This is a genomic window from Roseburia sp. AM23-20 (genome assembly GCF_003470905.1).
In the GTDB taxonomy this organism is placed as follows: domain Bacteria; phylum Bacillota; class Clostridia; order Lachnospirales; family Lachnospiraceae; genus Roseburia; species Roseburia rectibacter.
The window spans coordinates 41,443-62,167 of the sequence record NZ_QRHS01000024.1 but is presented as its reverse complement, the minus strand read 5'-3'; the positions used below and the strand labels follow the sequence as shown (position 1 = coordinate 62,167).

The 20,725-nt window shown below is 36.7% G+C and carries 23 protein-coding genes and 3 pseudogenes; 2 read left to right on the top strand and 24 right to left on the bottom strand.

Annotated elements, in window-relative coordinates:
• From DW650_RS15735 to DW650_RS15685, 11 genes and pseudogenes are all read right to left on the bottom strand, one after another.
• Positions 1-1,893: UvrD-helicase domain-containing protein (locus DW650_RS15735; protein ID WP_118210476.1), on the bottom strand; the 1,893-nt coding region annotated here is incomplete at its 3' end.
• Positions 1,894-1,898: 5 nt separating this feature from the next.
• Positions 1,899-3,809 carry an ATP-dependent nuclease gene (locus DW650_RS15730; RefSeq protein WP_118210475.1) on the bottom strand — a complete coding sequence of 637 codons (1,911 nt, stop codon included), beginning with the start codon at positions 3,807-3,809 and terminating at the stop codon, positions 1,899-1,901.
• Positions 3,810-3,876: 67 nt separating this feature from the next.
• Positions 3,877-5,256, bottom strand: a complete 1,380-nt coding sequence (locus DW650_RS15725; protein WP_118210474.1) for an RNA-binding domain-containing protein — start codon at positions 5,254-5,256, stop codon at positions 3,877-3,879.
• 97 nt (positions 5,257-5,353) lie between these two features.
• Positions 5,354-6,436 (bottom strand): annotated as a pseudogene (locus DW650_RS15720) (DUF3849 domain-containing protein); the annotation flags it as partial.
• Between the two features lie 47 nt (positions 6,437-6,483).
• A complete protein-coding gene (locus DW650_RS15715; RefSeq protein ID WP_118210473.1) occupies positions 6,484-6,960 on the bottom strand; it encodes a PcfB family protein in 477 nt (158 codons plus the stop codon).
• 220 nt (positions 6,961-7,180) lie between these two features.
• Positions 7,181-7,984, bottom strand: coding sequence for a hypothetical protein (locus DW650_RS15710; protein WP_118210472.1), 804 nt, complete (start codon positions 7,982-7,984; stop codon positions 7,181-7,183).
• A 156-nt stretch (positions 7,985-8,140) separates the two neighbouring features.
• Positions 8,141-9,061 carry a hypothetical protein gene (locus tag DW650_RS15700; RefSeq protein ID WP_118210471.1) on the bottom strand — a complete coding sequence of 307 codons (921 nt, stop codon included), beginning with the start codon at positions 9,059-9,061 and terminating at the stop codon, positions 8,141-8,143.
• An 18-nt stretch (positions 9,062-9,079) separates the two neighbouring features.
• Positions 9,080-9,574 (bottom strand): hypothetical protein, encoded by a 495-nt coding sequence (locus tag DW650_RS15695; RefSeq protein ID WP_118210470.1) that lies wholly within the window; start codon positions 9,572-9,574, stop codon positions 9,080-9,082.
• Positions 9,575-9,671: 97 nt separating this feature from the next.
• The gene (locus DW650_RS20515; RefSeq protein ID WP_330414669.1) at positions 9,672-9,893 is read right to left on the bottom strand and encodes a hypothetical protein; all 222 of its coding nucleotides are present in this window, start codon (positions 9,891-9,893) and stop codon (positions 9,672-9,674) included.
• Between the two features lie 6 nt (positions 9,894-9,899).
• The gene (locus tag DW650_RS15690; protein WP_330414668.1) at positions 9,900-10,340 is read right to left on the bottom strand and encodes a hypothetical protein; all 441 of its coding nucleotides are present in this window, start codon (positions 10,338-10,340) and stop codon (positions 9,900-9,902) included.
• Positions 10,341-10,439: 99 nt separating this feature from the next.
• A complete protein-coding gene (locus tag DW650_RS15685; protein ID WP_330414667.1) occupies positions 10,440-10,802 on the bottom strand; it encodes a hypothetical protein in 363 nt (120 codons plus the stop codon).
• A 168-nt stretch (positions 10,803-10,970) separates the two neighbouring features.
• Here DW650_RS15685 and DW650_RS15680 point away from each other — a divergent pair, with 168 nt between their 5' ends.
• Positions 10,971-11,177: a helix-turn-helix domain-containing protein gene (locus DW650_RS15680; protein WP_035779437.1), complete on the top strand. Its 207-nt coding sequence runs from the start codon at positions 10,971-10,973 to the stop codon at positions 11,175-11,177.
• Between the two features lie 9 nt (positions 11,178-11,186).
• Here the strand turns inward: DW650_RS15680 and DW650_RS15675 are convergent, their stop codons facing one another.
• From DW650_RS15675 to DW650_RS20785, 9 genes and pseudogenes are all read right to left on the bottom strand, one after another.
• Positions 11,187-11,552: a DUF6050 family protein gene (locus DW650_RS15675; RefSeq protein WP_118210468.1), complete on the bottom strand. Its 366-nt coding sequence runs from the start codon at positions 11,550-11,552 to the stop codon at positions 11,187-11,189.
• Positions 11,533-11,892: pseudogene (locus tag DW650_RS15670) on the bottom strand (DUF6017 domain-containing protein); the annotation flags it as partial. The gene DW650_RS15675 and the pseudogene DW650_RS15670, both read right to left, overlap by 20 nt.
• A gap of 75 nt (positions 11,893-11,967) precedes the next feature.
• Entirely contained in the window at positions 11,968-13,668 is a 1,701-nt protein-coding gene (locus DW650_RS15665; protein WP_118210467.1) for an IS1096 element passenger TnpR family protein, read from the bottom strand.
• A 320-nt stretch (positions 13,669-13,988) separates the two neighbouring features.
• Positions 13,989-15,701 (bottom strand): ATP-binding protein, encoded by a 1,713-nt coding sequence (locus DW650_RS15660; RefSeq protein ID WP_118210466.1) that lies wholly within the window; start codon positions 15,699-15,701, stop codon positions 13,989-13,991.
• A gap of 60 nt (positions 15,702-15,761) precedes the next feature.
• Positions 15,762-16,280, bottom strand: coding sequence for a hypothetical protein (locus DW650_RS15655; RefSeq protein ID WP_118210465.1), 519 nt, complete (start codon positions 16,278-16,280; stop codon positions 15,762-15,764).
• A gap of 39 nt (positions 16,281-16,319) precedes the next feature.
• Positions 16,320-16,730, bottom strand: coding sequence for a peptide deformylase (locus DW650_RS15650; RefSeq protein WP_117922195.1), 411 nt, complete (start codon positions 16,728-16,730; stop codon positions 16,320-16,322).
• A complete protein-coding gene (locus DW650_RS15645) occupies positions 16,730-17,071 on the bottom strand; it encodes an arsenate reductase family protein (RefSeq protein ID WP_117922196.1) in 342 nt (113 codons plus the stop codon). The genes DW650_RS15650 and DW650_RS15645 overlap by 1 nt, the downstream gene beginning before the upstream one ends.
• Positions 17,072-17,073: 2 nt before the next feature.
• On the bottom strand, positions 17,074-17,292 hold the full coding sequence (locus tag DW650_RS15640) for an aspartate dehydrogenase (RefSeq protein WP_117922197.1): 219 nt from the start codon (positions 17,290-17,292) through the stop codon (positions 17,074-17,076).
• Positions 17,279-17,401 (bottom strand): annotated as a pseudogene (locus tag DW650_RS20785) (YaiI/YqxD family protein); the annotation flags it as partial. The gene DW650_RS15640 and the pseudogene DW650_RS20785, both read right to left, overlap by 14 nt.
• Positions 17,402-17,839: 438 nt before the next feature.
• On the opposite strand from DW650_RS20785, the gene DW650_RS15635 reads away from it, so the two are divergent.
• Positions 17,840-18,139, top strand: a complete 300-nt coding sequence (locus tag DW650_RS15635) for a hypothetical protein (protein WP_118210464.1) — start codon at positions 17,840-17,842, stop codon at positions 18,137-18,139.
• 103 nt (positions 18,140-18,242) lie between these two features.
• Here the strand turns inward: DW650_RS15635 and DW650_RS15630 are convergent, their stop codons facing one another.
• From DW650_RS15630 to fliB, 4 genes are all read right to left on the bottom strand, one after another.
• Entirely contained in the window at positions 18,243-18,680 is a 438-nt protein-coding gene (locus DW650_RS15630) for a cupin domain-containing protein (protein WP_118210463.1), read from the bottom strand.
• Between the two features lie 105 nt (positions 18,681-18,785).
• Positions 18,786-19,100 (bottom strand): YbjQ family protein, encoded by a 315-nt coding sequence (locus DW650_RS15625; RefSeq protein ID WP_117922200.1) that lies wholly within the window; start codon positions 19,098-19,100, stop codon positions 18,786-18,788.
• Positions 19,081-19,314, bottom strand: a complete 234-nt coding sequence (locus DW650_RS15620) for a hypothetical protein (RefSeq protein ID WP_117922201.1) — start codon at positions 19,312-19,314, stop codon at positions 19,081-19,083. The genes DW650_RS15625 and DW650_RS15620 overlap by 20 nt, the downstream gene beginning before the upstream one ends.
• Positions 19,315-19,373: 59 nt before the next feature.
• Entirely contained in the window at positions 19,374-20,642 is a 1,269-nt protein-coding gene (gene fliB, locus DW650_RS15615; protein ID WP_118210462.1) for a flagellin lysine-N-methylase, read from the bottom strand.
• Between the last annotated feature and the right edge of the window lie 83 nt (positions 20,643-20,725).

The window sequence follows — 20,725 nt, the reverse complement described above, 5'->3', positions numbered from 1 at the left end:
CCGCCCTGATGGGCGGCATGTTTTTTTTAAAGGCAAGGTACAGATGATTACGTACTTACCATACTGGCATTTTAATCTTTTCTCTGAAGAACTCTTCATCCTTTTTGGTGGTTCTCCACACAGATAATCAAGTATTGATTTCATATTATGTGATTTCATAAAAGTCTCTAACACCAAAGTAGCTAAATGTGTTCTTCCTTTAACAGAATGGATACTACCAAATTCCATATCAACCTCGCGTTTTGTCTCTTCGTCACAGTACACATAATAATTTGGCAATAGTTTTTTATCATCACTATTTTCATTGCTATTTTCATTGCTCTTTTCTTGATCTTCCACCCATTTTCCAAATTTATTTACATCCTCATTGGGTTCAGTTTCAAATAGAGACAATATTTTTTTCATAATAATAACCATAGACTTCCAATCTTCTTTAGAAATTAGATTACCAAAATCAGCAAGTAACATAAGTAACTTTCTGAAATCCTTTTTTTGTTCATCTGATAATAGTTTCATAATAGCATTGATTGAATTTCCCGTAGCAGGTATATAATTACATTCCTTAGCTTTATTAACTAATCGTCTAAGACCTTTACAAATCCATTCAATCTGCTCCGATTTTTCTCCATTATTCTGAAATTCTTCAATTCCTTTCCTAAAATAATCAATCAAATTTTTAGGAGTGGTTCTCTTGTTTGCTTTTCTAGCTTCATAAGCATTCCAATAATCATATATTCCTTTGGGAAATTGATTATCTTTTGTCTCTTCTTTTTTATCATGAATCATCCCAATTACATGAACGCCTTCTTTTTCATAAGTTTTCAGTTCCTCATCACTAAACGTATCCAATATAAGTTGTCCAAATTCATCTATTACCTGAGCTGCATTCTCCTTTTCAAATAAAAAGATTGTATGTTTGATTCCCTTTTGCGTAAATTCATTGTCTGTACCATCCATTTGAGCTTTTGAAAGAGCAACAGTATTGGCTAAACTTGATATGGATGAATCAAATCTTCTGCTTTCACTTAAAACAAGTGCATTTTCCCTTGGAAAATTTTCCGTTGTATCATCAGCATATAAATTCCCATATATTGCTTGATTACTATCACCAAATCCCTGCCTTATGCTCAACTCTCCATCACTATTAAAAGCCTTTTTGAGCAAATTCCATTGAAACGTATCTGTATCCTGAGCTTCATCTATAAACAATATAGGAAACCTTCTCTGTATAGCTTTAGGTATCTCATCCCATTCTTTCAAAACTTTTTGAGCATATAAAAGCATTTCCCCAAATGTAAAATATCCATCTTTTTGAGTTTTCTCAATAACTGATAACAAAAGTTCATTTGTTTCTTCATTTTTAACTCGCTCGATATTCCCTATATTATCTCGATATTCGCAAATCGTCTCACTTTTATATTGCATTTCTAAATAGTAACGCTTATTTCTTGGTAGTTTATTCCATCTAAGTGAGTGGACAAGCTCCGTATCTATAATATTGATTTCATATCCGTTTGACTTTAACCATGGTAAAGAAACATATGTATCAAAAAAAGAATGCACTGTACCTATAAAATGCGGATACGATAACAATTTTCGCCCAATCTCTGTGTTTCCTAATCGCTCTTCTATCTCTTCTCTTGCCACATTTGTATGCGATAAAACACAGATGCCAGCATTGGAATATGGCCATTTCTTTGCAAGAATTGCCAACTTAGCAACCAATATAGTTGTTTTACCGCTTCCCGGAAACGCCTGTATATCAACAGAATCCATATTTTTTAGTACATTAACTCTAGCAGAATCAAAATGAACTTTTCCGCCCATCATCTCTTCTACCCACAATATATCTTCGTCAGTAATCTCTATATTTGCTAATTTCTCAATTTCCAATCAATTCACCCCTTAGTAACATATATAATTGCACTTATCAAATAATCCGGTAATACCTTTTTCAAGTCTTCAGCTCTGTTTATATATTTCTTTTCAAGATTAATCGCTAATTCTTGTGCGAAATCAGCTTTTGATGCTTTTTTTGAAGTAAAAAAACTATAAAAGCAAGCTGCTCTTTCTTCTTTAGTTTTATAAGCATTTATCTTTTCAATTAATTTATCCTTCTTACTTGGTCTATTCTTTTTTTCATAGCTTACATTTATTACAGAATCAATTAATATTTCCTTCATTTCTTCATCCTGTAGCCCTATATACGCTAAGTCATATTCTAGTGTCCAATGATTGGCTACAAATGTTTTTACTTTCTGTCCATCTGCTTTTTCTTTTATCTCATTAACATGGTTTTCTGCTCCTAATACTGAATAATCAGCCTCTGCTCGCCATGCACGTTTACTTTTCTCTGGCCATGTATCCTTATCATCTGTATATTTTTCATCTATACAAATTCTTGGAGCACAATTGGGCATAATATCTCTATCTGTAACACATGCAACATTTACATCCAACTGTTTATTCTCATCTTTTCTTTGAAATATCCTTGCATATCTTCTCAATCCGGTACTTCTAACATCAACAAGCGAAGTACCATAATCTGTAAAATTACATCCCAATAATTTGGATAATGTAGGTAACAGCAATGCCTCTCCAGGACCTTCTACAATTATTACACTTCTTGCAAAAAACAGATTTGCTTTAGTTGCATCAAGGTATTTTTCCAAATAAAGATAATCATCTTCATCCAATTTTGTCTGCTCTTTCTCAAGAGAATATACTTTACCCGATTTCACAATCACAATGTTCGATAATTTTACAACAGAAGCCAATAATGGCGAATGTGTAGTAATTATAGTCTGTCTATTCCCTTTCTCAGATTCTTCTTCTAAAGATTGAATTAATTTTAATTGTCTTTGTGCATGTATATGTGCTTCTGGTTCCTCAATCAATAAAAAACAGGATTTATTATCTCCTATTGCCTCATTATGTAATAGTAACTCACATGCCATACTCATAATATTACTTGTCCCAAGTCCAACTCTACCGCACATATCACTGGCATCTTTATCTACTGCAAGATCTAATTTCTCCAATAATGCCATCTCTTTTTTTATTTTATTAGAATTTGACCCTGTAACTTCCAATCTTGTTCTTATGTTATCCTTTTTCAAAAGCATTTTTTCTTGCAGTATTGTCGTCATTTCTTCGTTAATTGAATCCAGTGCTGGATGTTTTGCTAAAAGTGTATTTGAAAGATCTGCTATTCCCGCTATGGAAAGATTATGAATATCAATTCCCTCCTCATACTCATCAACTCCTTGATCTACAACAGAAATATGTTGCATAATTTGTGATAGTCTTGAATGTCTTCCAGCCTGCATTTCACTATATGCATCTCTCAAGGCACGCAAGTATGTAGCTCTTAACAATTCTCTTGCTTCTGCAGATGGTGATGGTCCGTTTCCTTCTATTCCTGTTGAGACATTTACCACTGGGCGAGGCGGATTGAATGATGATAAATATCTGCACGTCCAATGTAGATATAAACATGGAATCTTTTTATTTTCATCTTCATATGAGAGGCATTCCAAAAAAGCCCCTCGTTCATCTTCATTCAATTTCTCAAATTTACATGTAATTTTAATTTCTAATGTTGCATCTTCTTTGTAAAAATCTTCCTGCTCCACTCTATACCAGTTCATATCTGTAGTTCCAAGAACTAGTTTTATTGCATCCATGATTGCTGATTTTCCAGAATCATTTTCTCCAACAAGAACATTTAAACCTTTTTTGAAAGTAATACTATGCTCATTTCCATCAAAACATCTAAAATTCTTTATTTGCAACAATGAAAGATACATATTCCTCAACTATCCTTTCTTTTGTTATCCGATTACACCTTATCTTCGTTTTATAGTTTTACAACACTTACAATACTTTCCAGTATCCTGCCTTTTTTGAACCAACCCGCTCTATATACCCATTTTCTCTTAAAAATGATATATTGTTTTCTACTGCTGTTTCACTCACCCCTAATATATTATGAAGTTCTGCAGTTGTAATGTTCGGGTTGTCCCTCATTTCTGAAATAATTTTTTGCCTTCTGGAATTTAAAGATTTCTTATCCCCAACCTTTTTCCCAACTTTATTCCCAACCTTATTTATTCTCTCAAATGGGATAGTAACAACAATGGAATTCTCCCTAAATGAAAATGCATCTTTTCCATACATTTCCGTAATTTTAGGGACTCCTCGACCAGATTTCTCACTTATATGCAGTTGAAGAAATATCTCGGATAATTTTTCATTTACAGGGATTGATTCTCCTAAGAAAAATCCCTCCATGGTCTGTGCCGGAGCAAGTGTTCCCCTTGATAGTATCTCTATTCTGTCGGAAAATACCGAAATCATAGGTTCATTTCCTTCCACCCATTTATTGTGCAGGACGGCATTAATGACAGCCTCACGAAATGCCTTGTTATCAAATAACGGAACCTCCTTTCGTTCAACGACCCTGTCTGTCTCATCCGCCTGAATCAGGTTCAATACATCTCCATAACGCAACAACTCATCCAAACTGTATAATAAACAGTCATTTCCAAATTCACGTACAGAGAAAAGATTAGAGCCTTTTGTTTCTCCATCAAAAATAGATACACGAAGCGGAAAATGAGAATTATCCGACAGAAGCTGCGCTAATATATTAAACTCGCCTTCTTCTGTTTTTAGCCCCAGATTCTTAATAAACGTCTTTTGATTTAGAACAATACCTTTGGAACCGTAATATCCAAAGAGTTTTTGAAATGTAAGTTCCTGGTATTTTGCCGGTACTGTTTCTATCGTTTCGGTTCTTCCATCCAGTATTTTGAAAAGTTCAATTTCTCTCTTAGGGTAATCTTTCATATTACATTTTGATGATCCTATCCTTAAAAACCTCTTTTCTTTAAATGCCGTAGGAATCTCGGTTGCCGCAGGAATTACCAAACCAACGACTCTCTTTCCATAAATTTCTGTTTCTTCAAAACTAAAATTTATGCTTGGTGACAGATTTCTCGCAAGATAATTCTGATACGGTTCCTTGTTATATTCACAATACTGATTAAATGTTGTTCCTACAATTTCATGGGTTGTATCATTTACACCCCAAATGAAATACGCATATTTTTTATAATGAAAAGCCGCCGCATTTGACAGAGCAGATACATATTCGCCTAATGCCTCAGGCTGAAACCAGTTTTCCTTAAATTCAAACCATTCCTGTTCATCACTTAAGGCACATAAATCTAAAACAATTTGTTTAATATCCATTAGTATGCTCCTTTACCCAACTTTTATTCCCAACCAGAATAATTATAACATGTTGGGAATAAAGTTGGGAATAAAAATAAAAAAACTTCAGATTTTCTTATAAGGTTTCTTCTTTTCCCTTTACCTTTTGTGGCATAGGCTTTTCTGTATCTCCTCCTGCAACCTTTGCTTTCATCACCTCCAGCTTCGCCTTCATGGATACTCTTTCTGCAGGTACATCTGCATACTGTCTGATGCTCTTATCCTGCCCTATACCCACTGTTTTCTCTGCAAGCGGTGTATTCTTCGCCAGACGGTCTGCAACCTCTTTTTCGCTCTTTGGAGCTTCCGGCTCATCATCCATATCAATCCCGTCATTTCCCTTTTCATCCATGTTAAGCAGGGCATTCAATGCTGACAGACGCTCTAACTTCTCTGCAAGTTCCGCTTCCTGTGCAAAAGGCTTGGTCACCTCCACCTTTGCGGTTTCAAGCTGATGCTCCACCGTTTCAAGTTTTGTCTGGGCTTCCATGAGCTGCTTTGGCATGGACTCCAGTGCATGGTTAATACGGGAGATATTACCGAGTGGGTCTGAACCGACTTCCAGATTGTGGGAAAGCTGTTCTTTCAGGTTCATTACAAATTTGTGATTGAACGCATCAAAGGTTACTGCCATCTTAAAACCTGCATATTCGCCAATGACCGCAGGGGCATTGGCTGTTTTTATTTCCTTGCACATCTCCACAAGGGCTGTTCCGGCTTCTTTTTTATCTGTATAGAGCGTATCCCCAACTTTCATGGAAAACTGCTCTTTGTCCACTGGAAGATTTGCTTTTGCAGTCTGAATATCCGCCTGCATCCCGCTGATACGCTCCTTTAAAATTGTAATCTGCTGAGGATAATGCTTTGCAATGTTGTCCTCCAGACGGTATTTCTGACTGGTATGGTTTGCTTTCATAAGTTTCAGTTTTGAAACCTGAATATCAAGGTCCATCTTTTCCTTGATGTAGGGATTTCCTGTTGCCAGAGCCTTAACCTCCGCATAAGTAAGGGCTGCTTCATCCACATCCTCACAGGAACGTACCGGAGATTTGCTTGTCATGATCTGACCGATGAATTTCTGCTTGTTCTCAATGAGCTGCCACGAATAACTGTCAAAGGTTCCTTCCGTCACATAGCGGAAAATCTTGACCTTTGGATTTTGGGGGATTGCTTTCAGATCCTTGGTTATTCCTTCAATGATGTTACTCAAAGGCTCTGCCCTCTGTCCTTATTCTTTTCCCGGCTCCGTTCTCTGTTCTTATTCTGTGATACCACATCTTTTAAGCGTTTCAGTTTCTCCCTTACGGAAGTCCTGCCCTTTCGTTTCTCATTACCATAAACAAATTCCTTGAATGCCTGTGCTACTGCATCGGCATCCCTGCCCTTGAAAAATACCACATATTTTGGTGGGTCTGTTGTCTTATCCTTCTTGACGGCAAAATCAATATTGTATTTACGAGCTACCCGCTCAAAGGATTTGATATTGCCATCCGTCACTTCGATAGACGAAACTCCCACGCCCTCGCCAACCAGCTTTTTCACAGAAGTTTTACCATGCGTTTTCTGTGCTTTCTGTCTGCGATGGTTCAGATACATCCGCATGGCAGCTTTCAGCACGTTGGCATCCAGTTTAGCGGTCTTAATTACAAGAGCGATTGTTTTCTGTGTTACTTCCTCCTGCATAAGTACCTCCGATCTGCATCTTCCTGTGTGTATGCTCCGCTAAGGTGGAACATACAGCCGATGTAATAAATACCTCATAATTCTCCTTTCCGCTTCTGGACATCGTGTCCAAAAGCAATAAAAAAAGGGCAGCTACAAATCTCTCGACTTATAACTGCCCTGACGCTGTACTGTTTTTAAAGATTCACATTAAAACTGAAATCGACATGTTATTCTACATTTAATCCCCTAAAAGATTGTCCAGTTTCGATTGAGAAAATCTTTGGAGATAAAAATATTTATCAATAATCTTGTATTTTGTATTTTTATTAATTTGCTCAATACAATAATCTATTAGTTCACTTATGAAATCTTCACAAGATAAATAATAATCATTCAAAATAATATTGTTTTCTGGAAAATGTAAATAATTAAAAATGTATTTTCCATCAATATCTTTTTCTATAATGCCATCACCTGTTTCAGGCATCTTAGGCATTATTCCCGCTCCTAATAAAGATATATAATTGGGGTTAGTTCCTGCCATTTTATACTTTACTGATGATATATTATCTAAAACCGCTTTAGCAATCGTATCCTCTATAACAATACGAGGATGTATTGCAATTTCCGATTCTAACTGATATGCTTTATTTACAGCCTCACCAAAAAACATGCTCTTATCTGGATCAACATAAGCATTACCATATGATATACCTCCTCGAAATAGAATTCTTTCTTTGATAAACCTCAAAAATATTGGTTCGCAATTACATAATGCTACCTTGAATAATTCATCTTCAGCTTTACGTTCATTAGATATCCCATCTTTAAATCCGTAAAAGATATATGCGCAATCTGAAAAAGAATATATCTTTCTAAAATATACTGTATGTTCCATATCATTTTTTTTATTTTTTTCAAGTTCTTCATGAAATATTTTATTTATATGATATGTTTCTTGAAAGTCTGTTCTATTTTGACTCCCTAATATATCTACAAATATAACTAAATATTTAGAAAAACCATTTGGTACACTATACATCTATTTATCCTCCACATATTCATTTCTTATTCTAAAGACCCCAAAATGTTATTCAAGATATTTGACTATCGTTAATAAGTACATTCTTCTTGCAACAGCACCTTTTTCTTGCTATAATTCATCTTGTAAAATATAACCATTTTTATACACTATTAGTTATGTTCTAATTTTTCGCCAAAAATTTCGAACATTCTTAATTGTAATATGATTCTGTAGTGTCCCGCACAAATGCTTTCTAATTTCAACAGCATCATTTGAATCATAGTAATAGAAATCGCATTTGTTCAATTTTCCATTCTGTGACAACTGAACAAACAACTGCTCATCATTACAAGCTGACAATCCTATTATATCAACCCTATCCTCAATTTGACTAAATTCTTTTATGCCATATCTTATGTCACTATGCTCTTGACCATATTTTTCAACCCAATACCAAGTCATGATTCCATTGCAATACATATGCTTCCATTCTTCTGGCTCATCTTCATGACCAACACTTATGTCATCAAAGCTTCCATGAATATGATAAATGGGAACACTTCCCTCAAGATAGCTATCCAAATTCGTATCATAATTTAATGTAAAAATCGCATCATAATTAATCAAAAATTTTTTTAATTTATCTGGGAAAACCTTATACAGCTCATTAATTTTCCCTTCATTATATATGGCATCTAATATAATCATCTGCATCAACTGTCGTTCTTGTTCCTTATTCCCAGAAAAATCTTGTATATGACTTGAAAGCTCATGTCCGAGGAAATAGTCTTCTAGACCGATTTCATTAAAAGCCGGATTTGCTTTATAATAATCCCGTACTCTTTCCATTTCCATTAGCAGAAATAAATAACCATCATTCTCAGAAATGTTCCAAGTTCCTTTTATCACCTGATTGATTATACTCCTATATCCATCGAAAAGTTTCATCAATGTTTCAGGTGTTTCTTTTAATATGTCTGTGTAACGTCCTGCCTGTATGTTATTGTGAACACGATCCAATATAGCTTTATTTCCACATACTCCTAGTCCTCCAAACTCTATATTCAGCCCATTTCCTACAATCAATGATTTCATTTCTAAACACCTTCTCACTTAATAAATTCTTTTAAAGTTATCACCTACTACTGCCAATATTTCCTCTTCATCTCCGTTTTTTGAAAAATAAGCGATAACATTCTCTTTTGAAATAGTTGCTTGAAACATATGCGCAGGGCCAAAATTCTTGGCTACATTTTTCAATAAACTCCAAGATATTCGTGGTTTTTCTTCATTAGGATCTTGACTACCACGATAAATTGTAATCTTATCAGGAAATGCCTCATATTTTATCAAATCTTCTTCAAACATTATATCCTTCCTATCCACTCCCGAAAAAGCTTCAATTAAGGTATCCATTAGCACTTCGTCAGTATCTGTAACAAACAATTTATATAAGCACATTGCATATAGTTCTTTTGGTATTATAGTTCTTAAACTAATCAGCTTTTGAAACGCCTTCTCATTTTCCCAATCTTTTTGCAATCGAAATACTTCTACGCACTCTGAATATTTACCCACTAAATCCTTAAAATTACTAAAATCGAGCATCATTTTCCTCCTGCAATATATTCTTCTACTTCTGATATACGACCACTTTTGCCTTTTCAACTCAATATTTTTATTTATTTTGATACATCAGGAATTTTTATTTTGACACTCTAAATCTGACTAAAAGGCATGTGCAAAGCTCCACATATATCTTTCCATTTTCAAACTTTAAATCATCGAGTAACAACGTCTGAAACAAAACATCTCCCACATTCTCCAACTTTACCATTCCATACTCTTTTTCCGTAAAGCCTTCAATCTGTATTCCCTGCATAGCAGCTTCTTTTCTTGCCACGAGACAATGCGTATACAATGCCATGATATACTACTTGTCCGACATCAGAAAGGCGTATGTTTCGTTCCCCTGATATGTATATCGGCACTTTTCCAGATTTTCTTGCGGTATGTCGAAATAACATCTGACCGTTTCCAGATATACATCTCCATTATACTCCGGCTTTAGCTTTTTTGCACACCTTTTGATTGTTGCAAATATATTATTTCTTTCTATTGCTGTCCTAGTTCGCTTGAATATAGGCTTTTTCCCTCGAAGGTCCATATAAACATTATTTAGGATAGTCTTTCCGGCATACTGCTTGAAATCACCTATCCGCAACAAATACGATAGCACCTCCATCAATTTCTCTCTTGACGTAATCTCTTGATACGAATAATTCCCAAATTCAATATGATCCAGTTTCAAAGGGCAACTCCCCTTCGCTATCTCACGCTCCATTACCCTGTTAATATCTCTCATTGATTCCATCTATATATCTCTCCTTCCCGCTTCTGGACATCGTGTCCAAAAGCACAAAAAAGCAGCTACAAGTATTTCACTCATAACTGCCCTAACGCTGTTACCTGATTATTCTATTCCTGCCGTTTTTGCAAATCCGGTTTTTCTATTCATAAGTTCCTCTTGTTTCTCCTTTGGCAGACACCGGAATATCTCATGATATCCCATTCCTGCCATCGGTGTTCCTTTTGCCAGAAGAAAAAGCTGCGTGTCAAGCCATTCCTCCCACATGTTTTCAAACATGCTCCGACTATCCGTAAAGGTAATTGCATCTTCAAAACCCTGTGGCGGTCTATAATACTGTAACTTGACAAAACCGTATCTTCCCGCATCCACGACAAGTATATTTTCAATCTCATACAGCTCTGCAAAAGCATCTGCAACTTTTCTGCATTTCTCCCTTTCATCGTCTGTAATGTATTTTTCTTTCACAATTAACCATCCTCCTGTTTCAAAACCACACTACCTGCATCTATTTCCTCATTCTTCAGAAAAAATCATTATCGTCTTTACCATTTGCATATCTTATGGTGCATACACGCACCATATTATTATAAGTTTCCTGCCATTAAAATACAAGGTAGGAAAGGAGTTGCCTATATGATTAAATACGATCCCCTTTGGCAAACGCTCAAGGCTAAAAACATCAGTCAGTACCAACTCATTAAAGATTATGGCATTGACAAAGCACAGCTTCAGCGGCTCCGGCAAAATATGGTAGTAAAGACCATTATTCTGAACAGGCTATGTCAGATACTTGACTGCCGGATTGAAGATATTATGGAATATGTTCCAGATGACAAGTAGAGGTATTGTTTATGATTGATTGACAATGCCTTTTTTGTTGCCCTTTTTTCTTTTACACCTTTGGACATTGTGTCCTGCTATTACTTTTATTATCTCCGTAAATATAACGATAATCCTCACAACAACAACAATAATACCACCAATCAGACCTCCAACGATACAATTCAGTGCCAGTATTCCCATACTTCCTGCAATTCCAAAGTTCTTCGGCACAAGAAACAAACACATTTTTCTGATACCATAGGGACATCCTACCAAAATCCAATAAAGAAAATAATCAAACCCATCAGCTTTATTGCAAACCGGATAACAGGTAATCATCCACAGAACAAGAACACACAGCGGAATAATTATTTTAAACAATGCCTTTTTCATGCCAGCCACCTCCATACATATCGTGCTGCACTTCCTGCTGATAATAATGGTTTATCGTTGAGGGTGCATTATAAAGAGCAGTAACCATATATGCCTTGATATTGGTTATTTTCGTATTTGTATCATGCATACAGCCAATCACATACTCCAGATGTCCACTGTTCAGCTTCAGGAATTTAGATTTTACAAGCTCATAAGGATAATCCTCTCCTGCAATCCGGATTGTTGTACGCTTTACGCATACAACCTCACAGATAACCTCAAAAAGCTCCTCATACAAAGCCTTGTTCTGCCAGTCATCGTACTTCATGTGATGCTCATATTCGATGTTATCCTTAATCCATACTAACCGATTATTCATCGCTTACCTTTCAACATTAGCTGTAAGAGGAAAGTTTCTCTAGTGCCATTATTTTTATAATATATTTTCAGGCTTATACATGCGTCCTGTCCAACCCATTCCACTTGCCCAGTCTCTTATTTCATCTCTTTCTTCCTGATTTCCCAGTCTGCTTGTCATTAAGAAATCAATATACCCGTGTACTCCACCGACATCATCCATAACAGGGAGGCCATCTGCAAATATGCATATTGGTTTTCCTTTTATCTCCACTGTTTGAATAATCTTTGATAACAGTTCATCTTGGAGATGATCACTCATATCATACGCTCTGGCTTTCTCTATAAGACCTTCCTCATTAGGAACTACTACAAAGCCGTCTACATTTCCCTCAAATGCTGTGTCTAAACGATTCTTTGTATAATATTTTTCCTCCATGACAATATCAACTTCCCATCCATCTCCATAATCATAATTATATTTTAGAGATTTTGTAATTGGTGTTACTTCGATTTCCTCGTTCACCTTTGCTAGTCTTTTTGCAACAAACTGTACTGCTGCTCTAATATCATCTGGAACTTTTTCATCTTTAGCAGCCAAGACCTCAGTTACCTTCAATCGCTCCAGAAGTTCGTCCATTCTGCTCTCAAATCCCAGTCCAACCTGTTCAATCGTTGCATCCGTCACAGGAATCATTTTATCTTTCTGCTTAGAAACATAAATTCCATTCTTTTTCATTTCCATCCATTCATCAAAAGATGGAGTAACTCTAATTACCGGATTTTCTGTAATTAAACTTTTTGCTGTAGCATTTGCAAATGCATAATGTTCCCACTTACCACCGTAGGAATAAGGTGCTGTATATTTCTTGCGAAACCATGTCTTGATACTGACTCCTTGCTTATAATCATCATCCCAATAGATATCTTCATAATCATCGCATGGAAAGCGAAAATACACACCACACAAATCTATCCAATCCGTTAGTTTCCCATCATATAGAGTTCTTCCATATTCATCCGGTCTATTCTTTCCACCAGTCATCTTCTGAAAAACTTCTTCTGGCAAAAGATACTGATGTAGATGACTGTTCTGCCATCCAAAAGCACGCTGAATCACATAATGCAGTGCATGTAATGTAATATCAGCCGGGACAAGTATCTCCCTAATAATACCTTGCTTTACTTTTCCATATCTATTAAGAACAACTCTGTCTTTAACATCTGTTTCCTCCAGATTCAGGGAAAGACATAATTTTAATACAGAATACTTCTGATCTGACATTTCTTCACTCTCCTTTTTCTTTATTCTTTCTCCATCTAATTTCTTTTGCACCTGTAAAAGTTCATGCTCTGTCATAACCCTTATTGTCCCAGCAGGCTCATCATGCTGTTTACTCTGTCTGACTATTTCATCGAATTTATTGGAAACTTGACTGTCTGCCGCTATATACATACGTCTTCGATAATCTTCACTTTTTTTTGAATTATATGACCGACATTCTCCATAACCAGTTTCCGTTCGTGTATATGGCAGATATGCTTGGACTGTTTTCTCTGATATCACTAACTGCTTTGCAATCTCTGATGTAGTCATCCCTTTCCGAAATAGTTCTCCGACTTGTTCAGATGTATGACTACTCCATAGTCCCTCAGTTATCAGTATCCTCTGAGCTCTTACAAGCGAAGTCCCCACATTTTGTGCGGTTTTCTTTACAGAATTGGTAATCCTATAGTCTGCAATTACTTTTTGATATAATTTTTCATCTTGAACCATATGAGCACCTCCATATCTTAGATATAGTATATATGCGGTTCTTTTTAGTGTCAACCTAGTATTTGTGTTTTAAATTTTGGGCATATACTACTAAATAAAGTCTATGCCCATTCGCTCACATTACCAAATCAATATCAATTACATCATTTGCAATAATTATTTTGTGCCATCTCAATAGTAACATCGGTTAAATCTCAGTTAGAGTCTCGGTTAAAAACAATTTTCAACCGAGATCAAACCAAGAGGTCATCCTAATTTCTTTTTAATTTAGGTTTTTCTTGGTTAATCTTGGTTAAATTACATCCAAACTAAACCGAGCTCTACTTTAATACCCAGTTTGATTTCTGTTGATTGTCGCTGTCTTTTTCGATAATATTTTTGTTTTTCATTGATGTAAGCAAATTATGAATCTTATTCTTCTTCTGAACCTCTGACAACGAGTCTGGCAACTTGTCCCATAATAATCTATCAATTTCTTTTCTGTTTGCCTTTGTATATTGTTTTAGATACTCAATAATCAATGTCTTATAATACTGATCATCTAATCCTTTGTTTTTAATATAACCTGCTTGATCCTCTATGCTTTTTGCAGCTGATGCAGACAAATATAAGCTTCCAAGTCTGCCCTCTACAAGCTTTAATGCTCGTAACCTATCAGCATCTTTCTTCTCAATCTGAATACCTTTTTGCACTTTATCAAGTAAAAATGCATCTTGCAAATTCAGTTCTGGATGATCATATAAAATATGCATATAATTATCATCCAAAGTCTTGCCATAAACTGTTACATCCACTTGAACACCAGATGAAAAATCATAGTCTGGCATCGGAAAATACTTCGCCTTCTGAATATTGTAAGCTCGTCTAATTCCAAGTGTAGCAGTATCAATCATATGAAAAGCTACCATTGCTTCTGCCAGCAACTGATTACGATAAAACGGTGGATTGTAGCTAACTTCCAAAACATTCTCTATTCTCTGTGGAATAAAATCTCCCGGATTAGTAATCTTAATTTTGTCATCAAATTCGTTTACATAAATTCTACCGCCTAATTGGTAATTTGAATGAGCAATACTGTTATTTAAAAGCTCTCTCATCAACCAACTATCATACTGTTCTGTTTCCATAGGAAATAATGTCATTTGATTTGGCATATACCGATATGTCAGATTTCTTACCTTTGCAAATACCTTATCAACAACATTGATAAACGGAATCTTAAAAATAGCATAATCCTTGTCTGTTCCATCCGCACCATAGAGACGCCACATAATACTTGGAGCGGCTGTGAATAAATAGTCAAAATCAGAATTTCCCAACAAAAGCATTGCAGCATTTGTAACCTTGCCACCTATTAACAGCTTCATCTTCGTCAAAAACTGTTCATCTGACATACCGTCAACTTCTTTAGAAATTGGTTCTTGTGCCATCTTTTCCTTGTACTTTTCACGAGCCAACAGAATCGCACCTTGGTCCAGATTATCGATAGTTGCACCTTCTATAATCTGTTTAGACCAGTCTTTTCTTTCTTGCGACCTGATTGCATCAATCTTATACTGCTTTAGAGGTACAAGACTTTCTCCAGATCTTTCGTAGTAATTTGTCTTCCAATCTGTTGGGATACCTGTTGCTGCAGCAGGTATCTTAAACATCAACACACGCAGTTCTTTTCCATTTACAATTGGCAACAACTCAATAATATCGTAAAATGTCATACCATTAGTTGTGTCTCTTGCAATTTCATATTTGAATTTTTCAAGAATACTTTTATCACCTTTCTTATAAGCAGTTCCTACAACATGTTTAACCTTATCCTTTTCACTTACGCCAAATACAAGCCAGCCATACTGCTGATTTCTAAGATTCGCTTCATTGCTAATTGCCGAAAAGTAACGTCCAATTTTATCTGTATCATAGCCACCTTTTGCCTCTTTGAATTCTACAATTTCATGCTCCCAGCGCTCCATTAAATCCTCTAATATCTCATAGTATTCAACATTATTTATATTTTTATCATAGTCAAAAAATTTCACTTGCTCACCTTCCTTCAAATTTATACTGTCAGCCTGCAAATAGTTTTTATTATATACATCTTATTGCTCCTCTTCTAAAGCCTGCCAGGGTTCCAGTCCCATTTCGTGCCATGCTACTCCATATGGTGCTCCACCAGAAGTATATCCTGCAATATAGAAAAATGTGTCATCCTGACAAGTATTATTTTCTACTGCATGTTTCTTCATAGACTGCCTTTTTGCTCTCCGCTGTTTTCTTTTCATTTTCAAAACAGCTTCCTTGGTTTCCTCTGGGGTTTTCTTTCTCTTTTTCATATTCAGTTTTTCAAGAGTAATACCATTCTGAATATCCCGTAATATACGCTCCTCATAGCCTGCTTCTCGCTTATCTACAATTCTGCAAAATTCTTCATACTCTGTTTTAGGAGCAAGTGCTTGTACTGTTGCATATAGTTTTCTGCAAATACTGCTCTTTTCGAAAGCATTTGGCATTCTATGATTCTCAAGATAAAATCTTATATACATGCTATAAGTTTTATCAGCGATAGCACTCTTCTGTTTTTGCTTTAAATCTTGATAGCTTCTATCTATTCTGCCCATTGAAATATCCTCACGCAACCATAAATAATAGACAGCATTTTATATCACAATACCATTACAATGATCAATCTCATGCTGAATTATCTGTGCCGTCCAGCCGGAATATTTCCCATGCTGCTTTTTAAAGCTCTGGTCAAAGTAATCCACCTCAATCTCCTGATATCTGGTGCAAGGACGAGCACCTTCCAGAGACAGGCATCCTTCCTCTGTCTGAAATGCTTCGGATTTCTTTGTGATTACCGGATTAATCATTGCAAATTGAAATGGTCCTGCTGCCACAACAATAATATTCTTCTTAACACCTATCATGTTTGCAGCCATGCCTACGCAATGGTCAAGATTGGCTCTAAGTGTATCAATCAGATCTGTTACCACCTGCTTATCTGCCTCTGTTGCATCCACCGACTTCTGTGCAAGAAACAATGGATCTTTTACTATTTTCTTTACCATTAGTTCCATCCTTTCCAGATATCCGGCTGATAACCTAATGTCGACTGCTTTCCATTCCTTACTGCCGGAGTTTTAATTACCTGCGGATTCTCAAGCACTTTTTCCAGCTTATCTTCGTCCGTAGTATATTTAATAAGTGCAAGCAAATCCTTGTCTTTGCCATCCCAGTTGATCATATTCTCCAGACCACCATTTACCTGTGCAACAGAGTTAAATTCACCTTTGCTCATTCCTTTTTCTTTCATGTCAATGAACTGATACTTGATGCCACGCTCCTTAAAAAAACGCTCAGCCTTCTTAGTATCATTACATTTCTTAGTGCCAAATATCTGTATATTCATAATCAGTATTCCTTTACTATCTCTTCATCTATTCCATACATAGCCTTAAAACTTTCAAGGTCTGCCGGACTTTTTATCAGCATAACCTCTTCAATCTTACCTGTTTGTATATCCTTAAAACCTGCAACCTGCTCGCCATTACAAATGCTGGCTTTGATTACAGGCTTCTTATTTTCCTTGTCATAAGACTGAACCACACTTTTCTTCTTAAACAGTCCCATCCTGCTCACCTTCTCTCGCCTGTGCCATCAGCACAAGCTTCTCAAATGACTGTGCAAATCGTTCATCATCTTCACTTGTCCGCTTCTTCGGTTTCTTAATATGATTCTTGACTTATTGTTTTCGTCACGATAGACAAAAACAACCTGATTACCTTCTAAATACTGCTGGTATTGTTTTGCACACTTGGTGATGATGGCAATAGCCTGTTTCTTAGTCATAAGCATTAAGTCCCTTATATCTAAATGGTATTTTGGCAAATTTAAAAGGAAGGTTCGTCTGCCGTAGCAGATGACACCTTCCTTTAATGACTGATTTTTCTGTTGTCCGCCAACTGATCGGCACCCGAAGTCCGATAAGCAAACTGGTTTTTCCGTTGCCAGCCAACTGTCCGGCACCCGAAGTCCGGAAAGAATTTCGGATTTTATGTGTCAGTCCACATGATAGGCATATAGCCCATCTACTAACTATAGTATACACAGACGAAGCAAATTATGCAACGAGTTTATAAAGATTTAATCAGAAATTTTCTGAAAGAAGGTGAGAACATTGAAGATAAAAAAAGTGGATGACAAGCCTATGGTCATTCTCACAAAGGAGAAAGCCAAGATTCATTCTCATGAGCCAAAAGGAACGAGGATAAAGGGCAGTAACATCTATACAGTAGAACGTGGTCCTAAGATTGCTGGAGCAAAAGCAGCAGAAACAACGGGTAAGAAATCATACAGGAAGAGTACAGTCCATCAGGCAATCATTATTTTTCAGATAATCACGCATCATTTTTCTCATTGCTGCTTTTTACGGGCTGTCTTTTCTTCTTGCCATAAAAATAACCTCCAAACTGAGTAATTTTATCTTACATCAGTTTGAAGGTTTACACAAACTTTTGGACGCTCCCGCCGGACGTTTCTTTATCTACGGGCTTATTTTACAGCCCCTTTTTTCTATTATTTTATTTCAGTTTATCGTATACTTCATCAGATACCGGTTCGCACCATTCGTTTTTGCAGTTTTCTCCAGGAACTTCCACTGCAATATGGGAAAACCAGCTATCTTTTTTCGCTCCATGCCAATGCTTTACCTCTGCAGGAATAGTGATCACCGTACCCTGTGTCAGGCTGACCGGCTCTTTTCCCTCTTCCTGGTACCATCCCTCACCTGCTGTACAGATCAAAAGCTGTCCGCCACCTTTTGTCGCATGATGAATATGCCAGTTATTGCGGCAACCCGGCTCAAACGTAACATTTGCCATAAATACTGCACAGTTCTTTGGATCTGTCAGTGGATTCAGATAAGAATTACCGATAAAATACTGTGCAAATCCTGTATTCTCCGCTCCTGTTCCAAATACGTTCTGTTTTTCAATTTCTTCTTTACTTGTAGTCTTCATAATAAAATTACTCCTTTCCGTCGACGAATTTTATCACTTGCTTCCCCACCGGAAGTACTTATAAATTCTACAACCTGAAGTGGACTACAAGTCAAGAATTTTTTACTAATTTACAAATTTTACAGCCGTACCATATGCAATAACTTCCGCGGCTCCCTGCATAACTGCAGAAGATGCATAGCGGATATTTACAACCGCATCCGCACCAAGACTTTCTGCTTCTTCCACCATACGTTTAGTGGCAAGGGCTCTTGCCTCATTCATCATTTCATTATATGCCTTTAATTCCCCACCAACTAATGTTTTGAAACTCTGTGTAATATCTTTTCCAATATTCTTGCTCTGGATCGTGCTTCCCTTTACCAGACCGAGCATTTCTAAATTTTTGCCGCTGATATAATCAGTATTTACTAAGATCATCTTCTTCTCCACTCCTTATCTCATTCACACGTTCTACAGTTACCGCAAATGCTACTCCTGCCAATGCCAGCGGAATGATTATCATAAGTATTTTTACTATGACTGCAATATCCGGGATCAGCACAAATGCGGCAGCAATTGCAACGTAATACACGATCAGAATAATCGCAATAATAATCGGAGCTATCATTTTACTGCAATGTTCTTTCTTCATAACTCCAGCCTCCTTTGTGTATTATCTGATTAATACAATAATACATTTAACAGCAGATGTCAACCACAAATCAACGAAAAATATCCCCAGTCCCAGATGATATCCTCAAAGCTGTTTCCCAGATATTCATAAATATCCTCTTCCTCATATCCCATCATGCGGGAAATCACAACGATATACTCACGTAGATTCTCATAAGCAAGAGCTTCCTGTGAAATAGATTTTCCATTCGAAAACTTATTTTCCATGCCAAGCAGCCAGTACAAAAAAACTGCATGCCGGATCGTGGCATATTCCATGGCGATCCACTGCACCTGCACGACCATCTCTTCTATATTGCCCTCCGGTTTTAAACTGTCCGCATATAATTCCATCAAAAGGAATCGGCGCATCAGAGGCTGGTATTTCAAAAAATGTACTTCAAACTCCTGCCATTCTTTTACAACCTCCTCCTTGATTCCCTGTTCCGACAACTGTTCTGCAAGCTGTGCCACTGGCTCTAAGTATTTTTCATACAACCCTTCCCTGCGGTAATTTTCTGCAAGATCAAGGAATAATTCGTTGCGCTCCTCAATGGAATACTGCGGGTTCTGCTCAATGTCATCGATAGTCTTTGAAAGTTCTTCGAGAAATCCGTCCGGATACGATTTTACCGCATCATTTACCGGCTCCTTTTCCACCCGTTCGTATAGATCAAGCAGTACATAAAAAATCTTCATCAGATCATGTTCCGGCGTATGTGCATCATCTTCCATCAGCTTCATCAGAAATGCACGTAAGTTCACAAGCGGAGCAAGTTCCCGGTAGGCAGATGCATCCATTTCCCCGGAAAAAGAAATATGATCTCTTTTCCATAACAGATCAACGACCGCCGGACAGGACGACATCAGGGAATATTCCGTAACATCTTCATTAAATGTATGAAGCTCCCTTGGAAAAATCTGACAAGTCTGTGAAAGTATCTCATCCCCATAGGCAAGGACTAATCTGCACAATTTTTTTTCATTTAAAAACGGACAGTTTTTCTCTTCATTTAACCCTATAACTCTGCTTCCATCCTTTTTTATCACATACTCACTCAGTTGCAACTTTTTTTCCTTTGTGTTCAGATCCTGTCTTTTCTGCACGCAGCTTTCTCTGTTTCCGCCATTGCTGCAATCAGCCACATTCTGCCTGATCAGGCTTTCCTCATACATCCCGTCCGGTATACATGTATGTTTCCACTTTTTAAAAGTGACATCATCCACCCCGATCTTCCACTCCCTGCAGCATGTAAAGCTGCACTGATCTGCAATACAGGTAAACTCCTTATAATAATCTGGCTGCATTTTCCACATCTCCCTTCTTAAAATATAAAATGCCATTTCCAGAAAGTGTTTTATTGTTATGAATCACCTTCTGAAAACGGCAT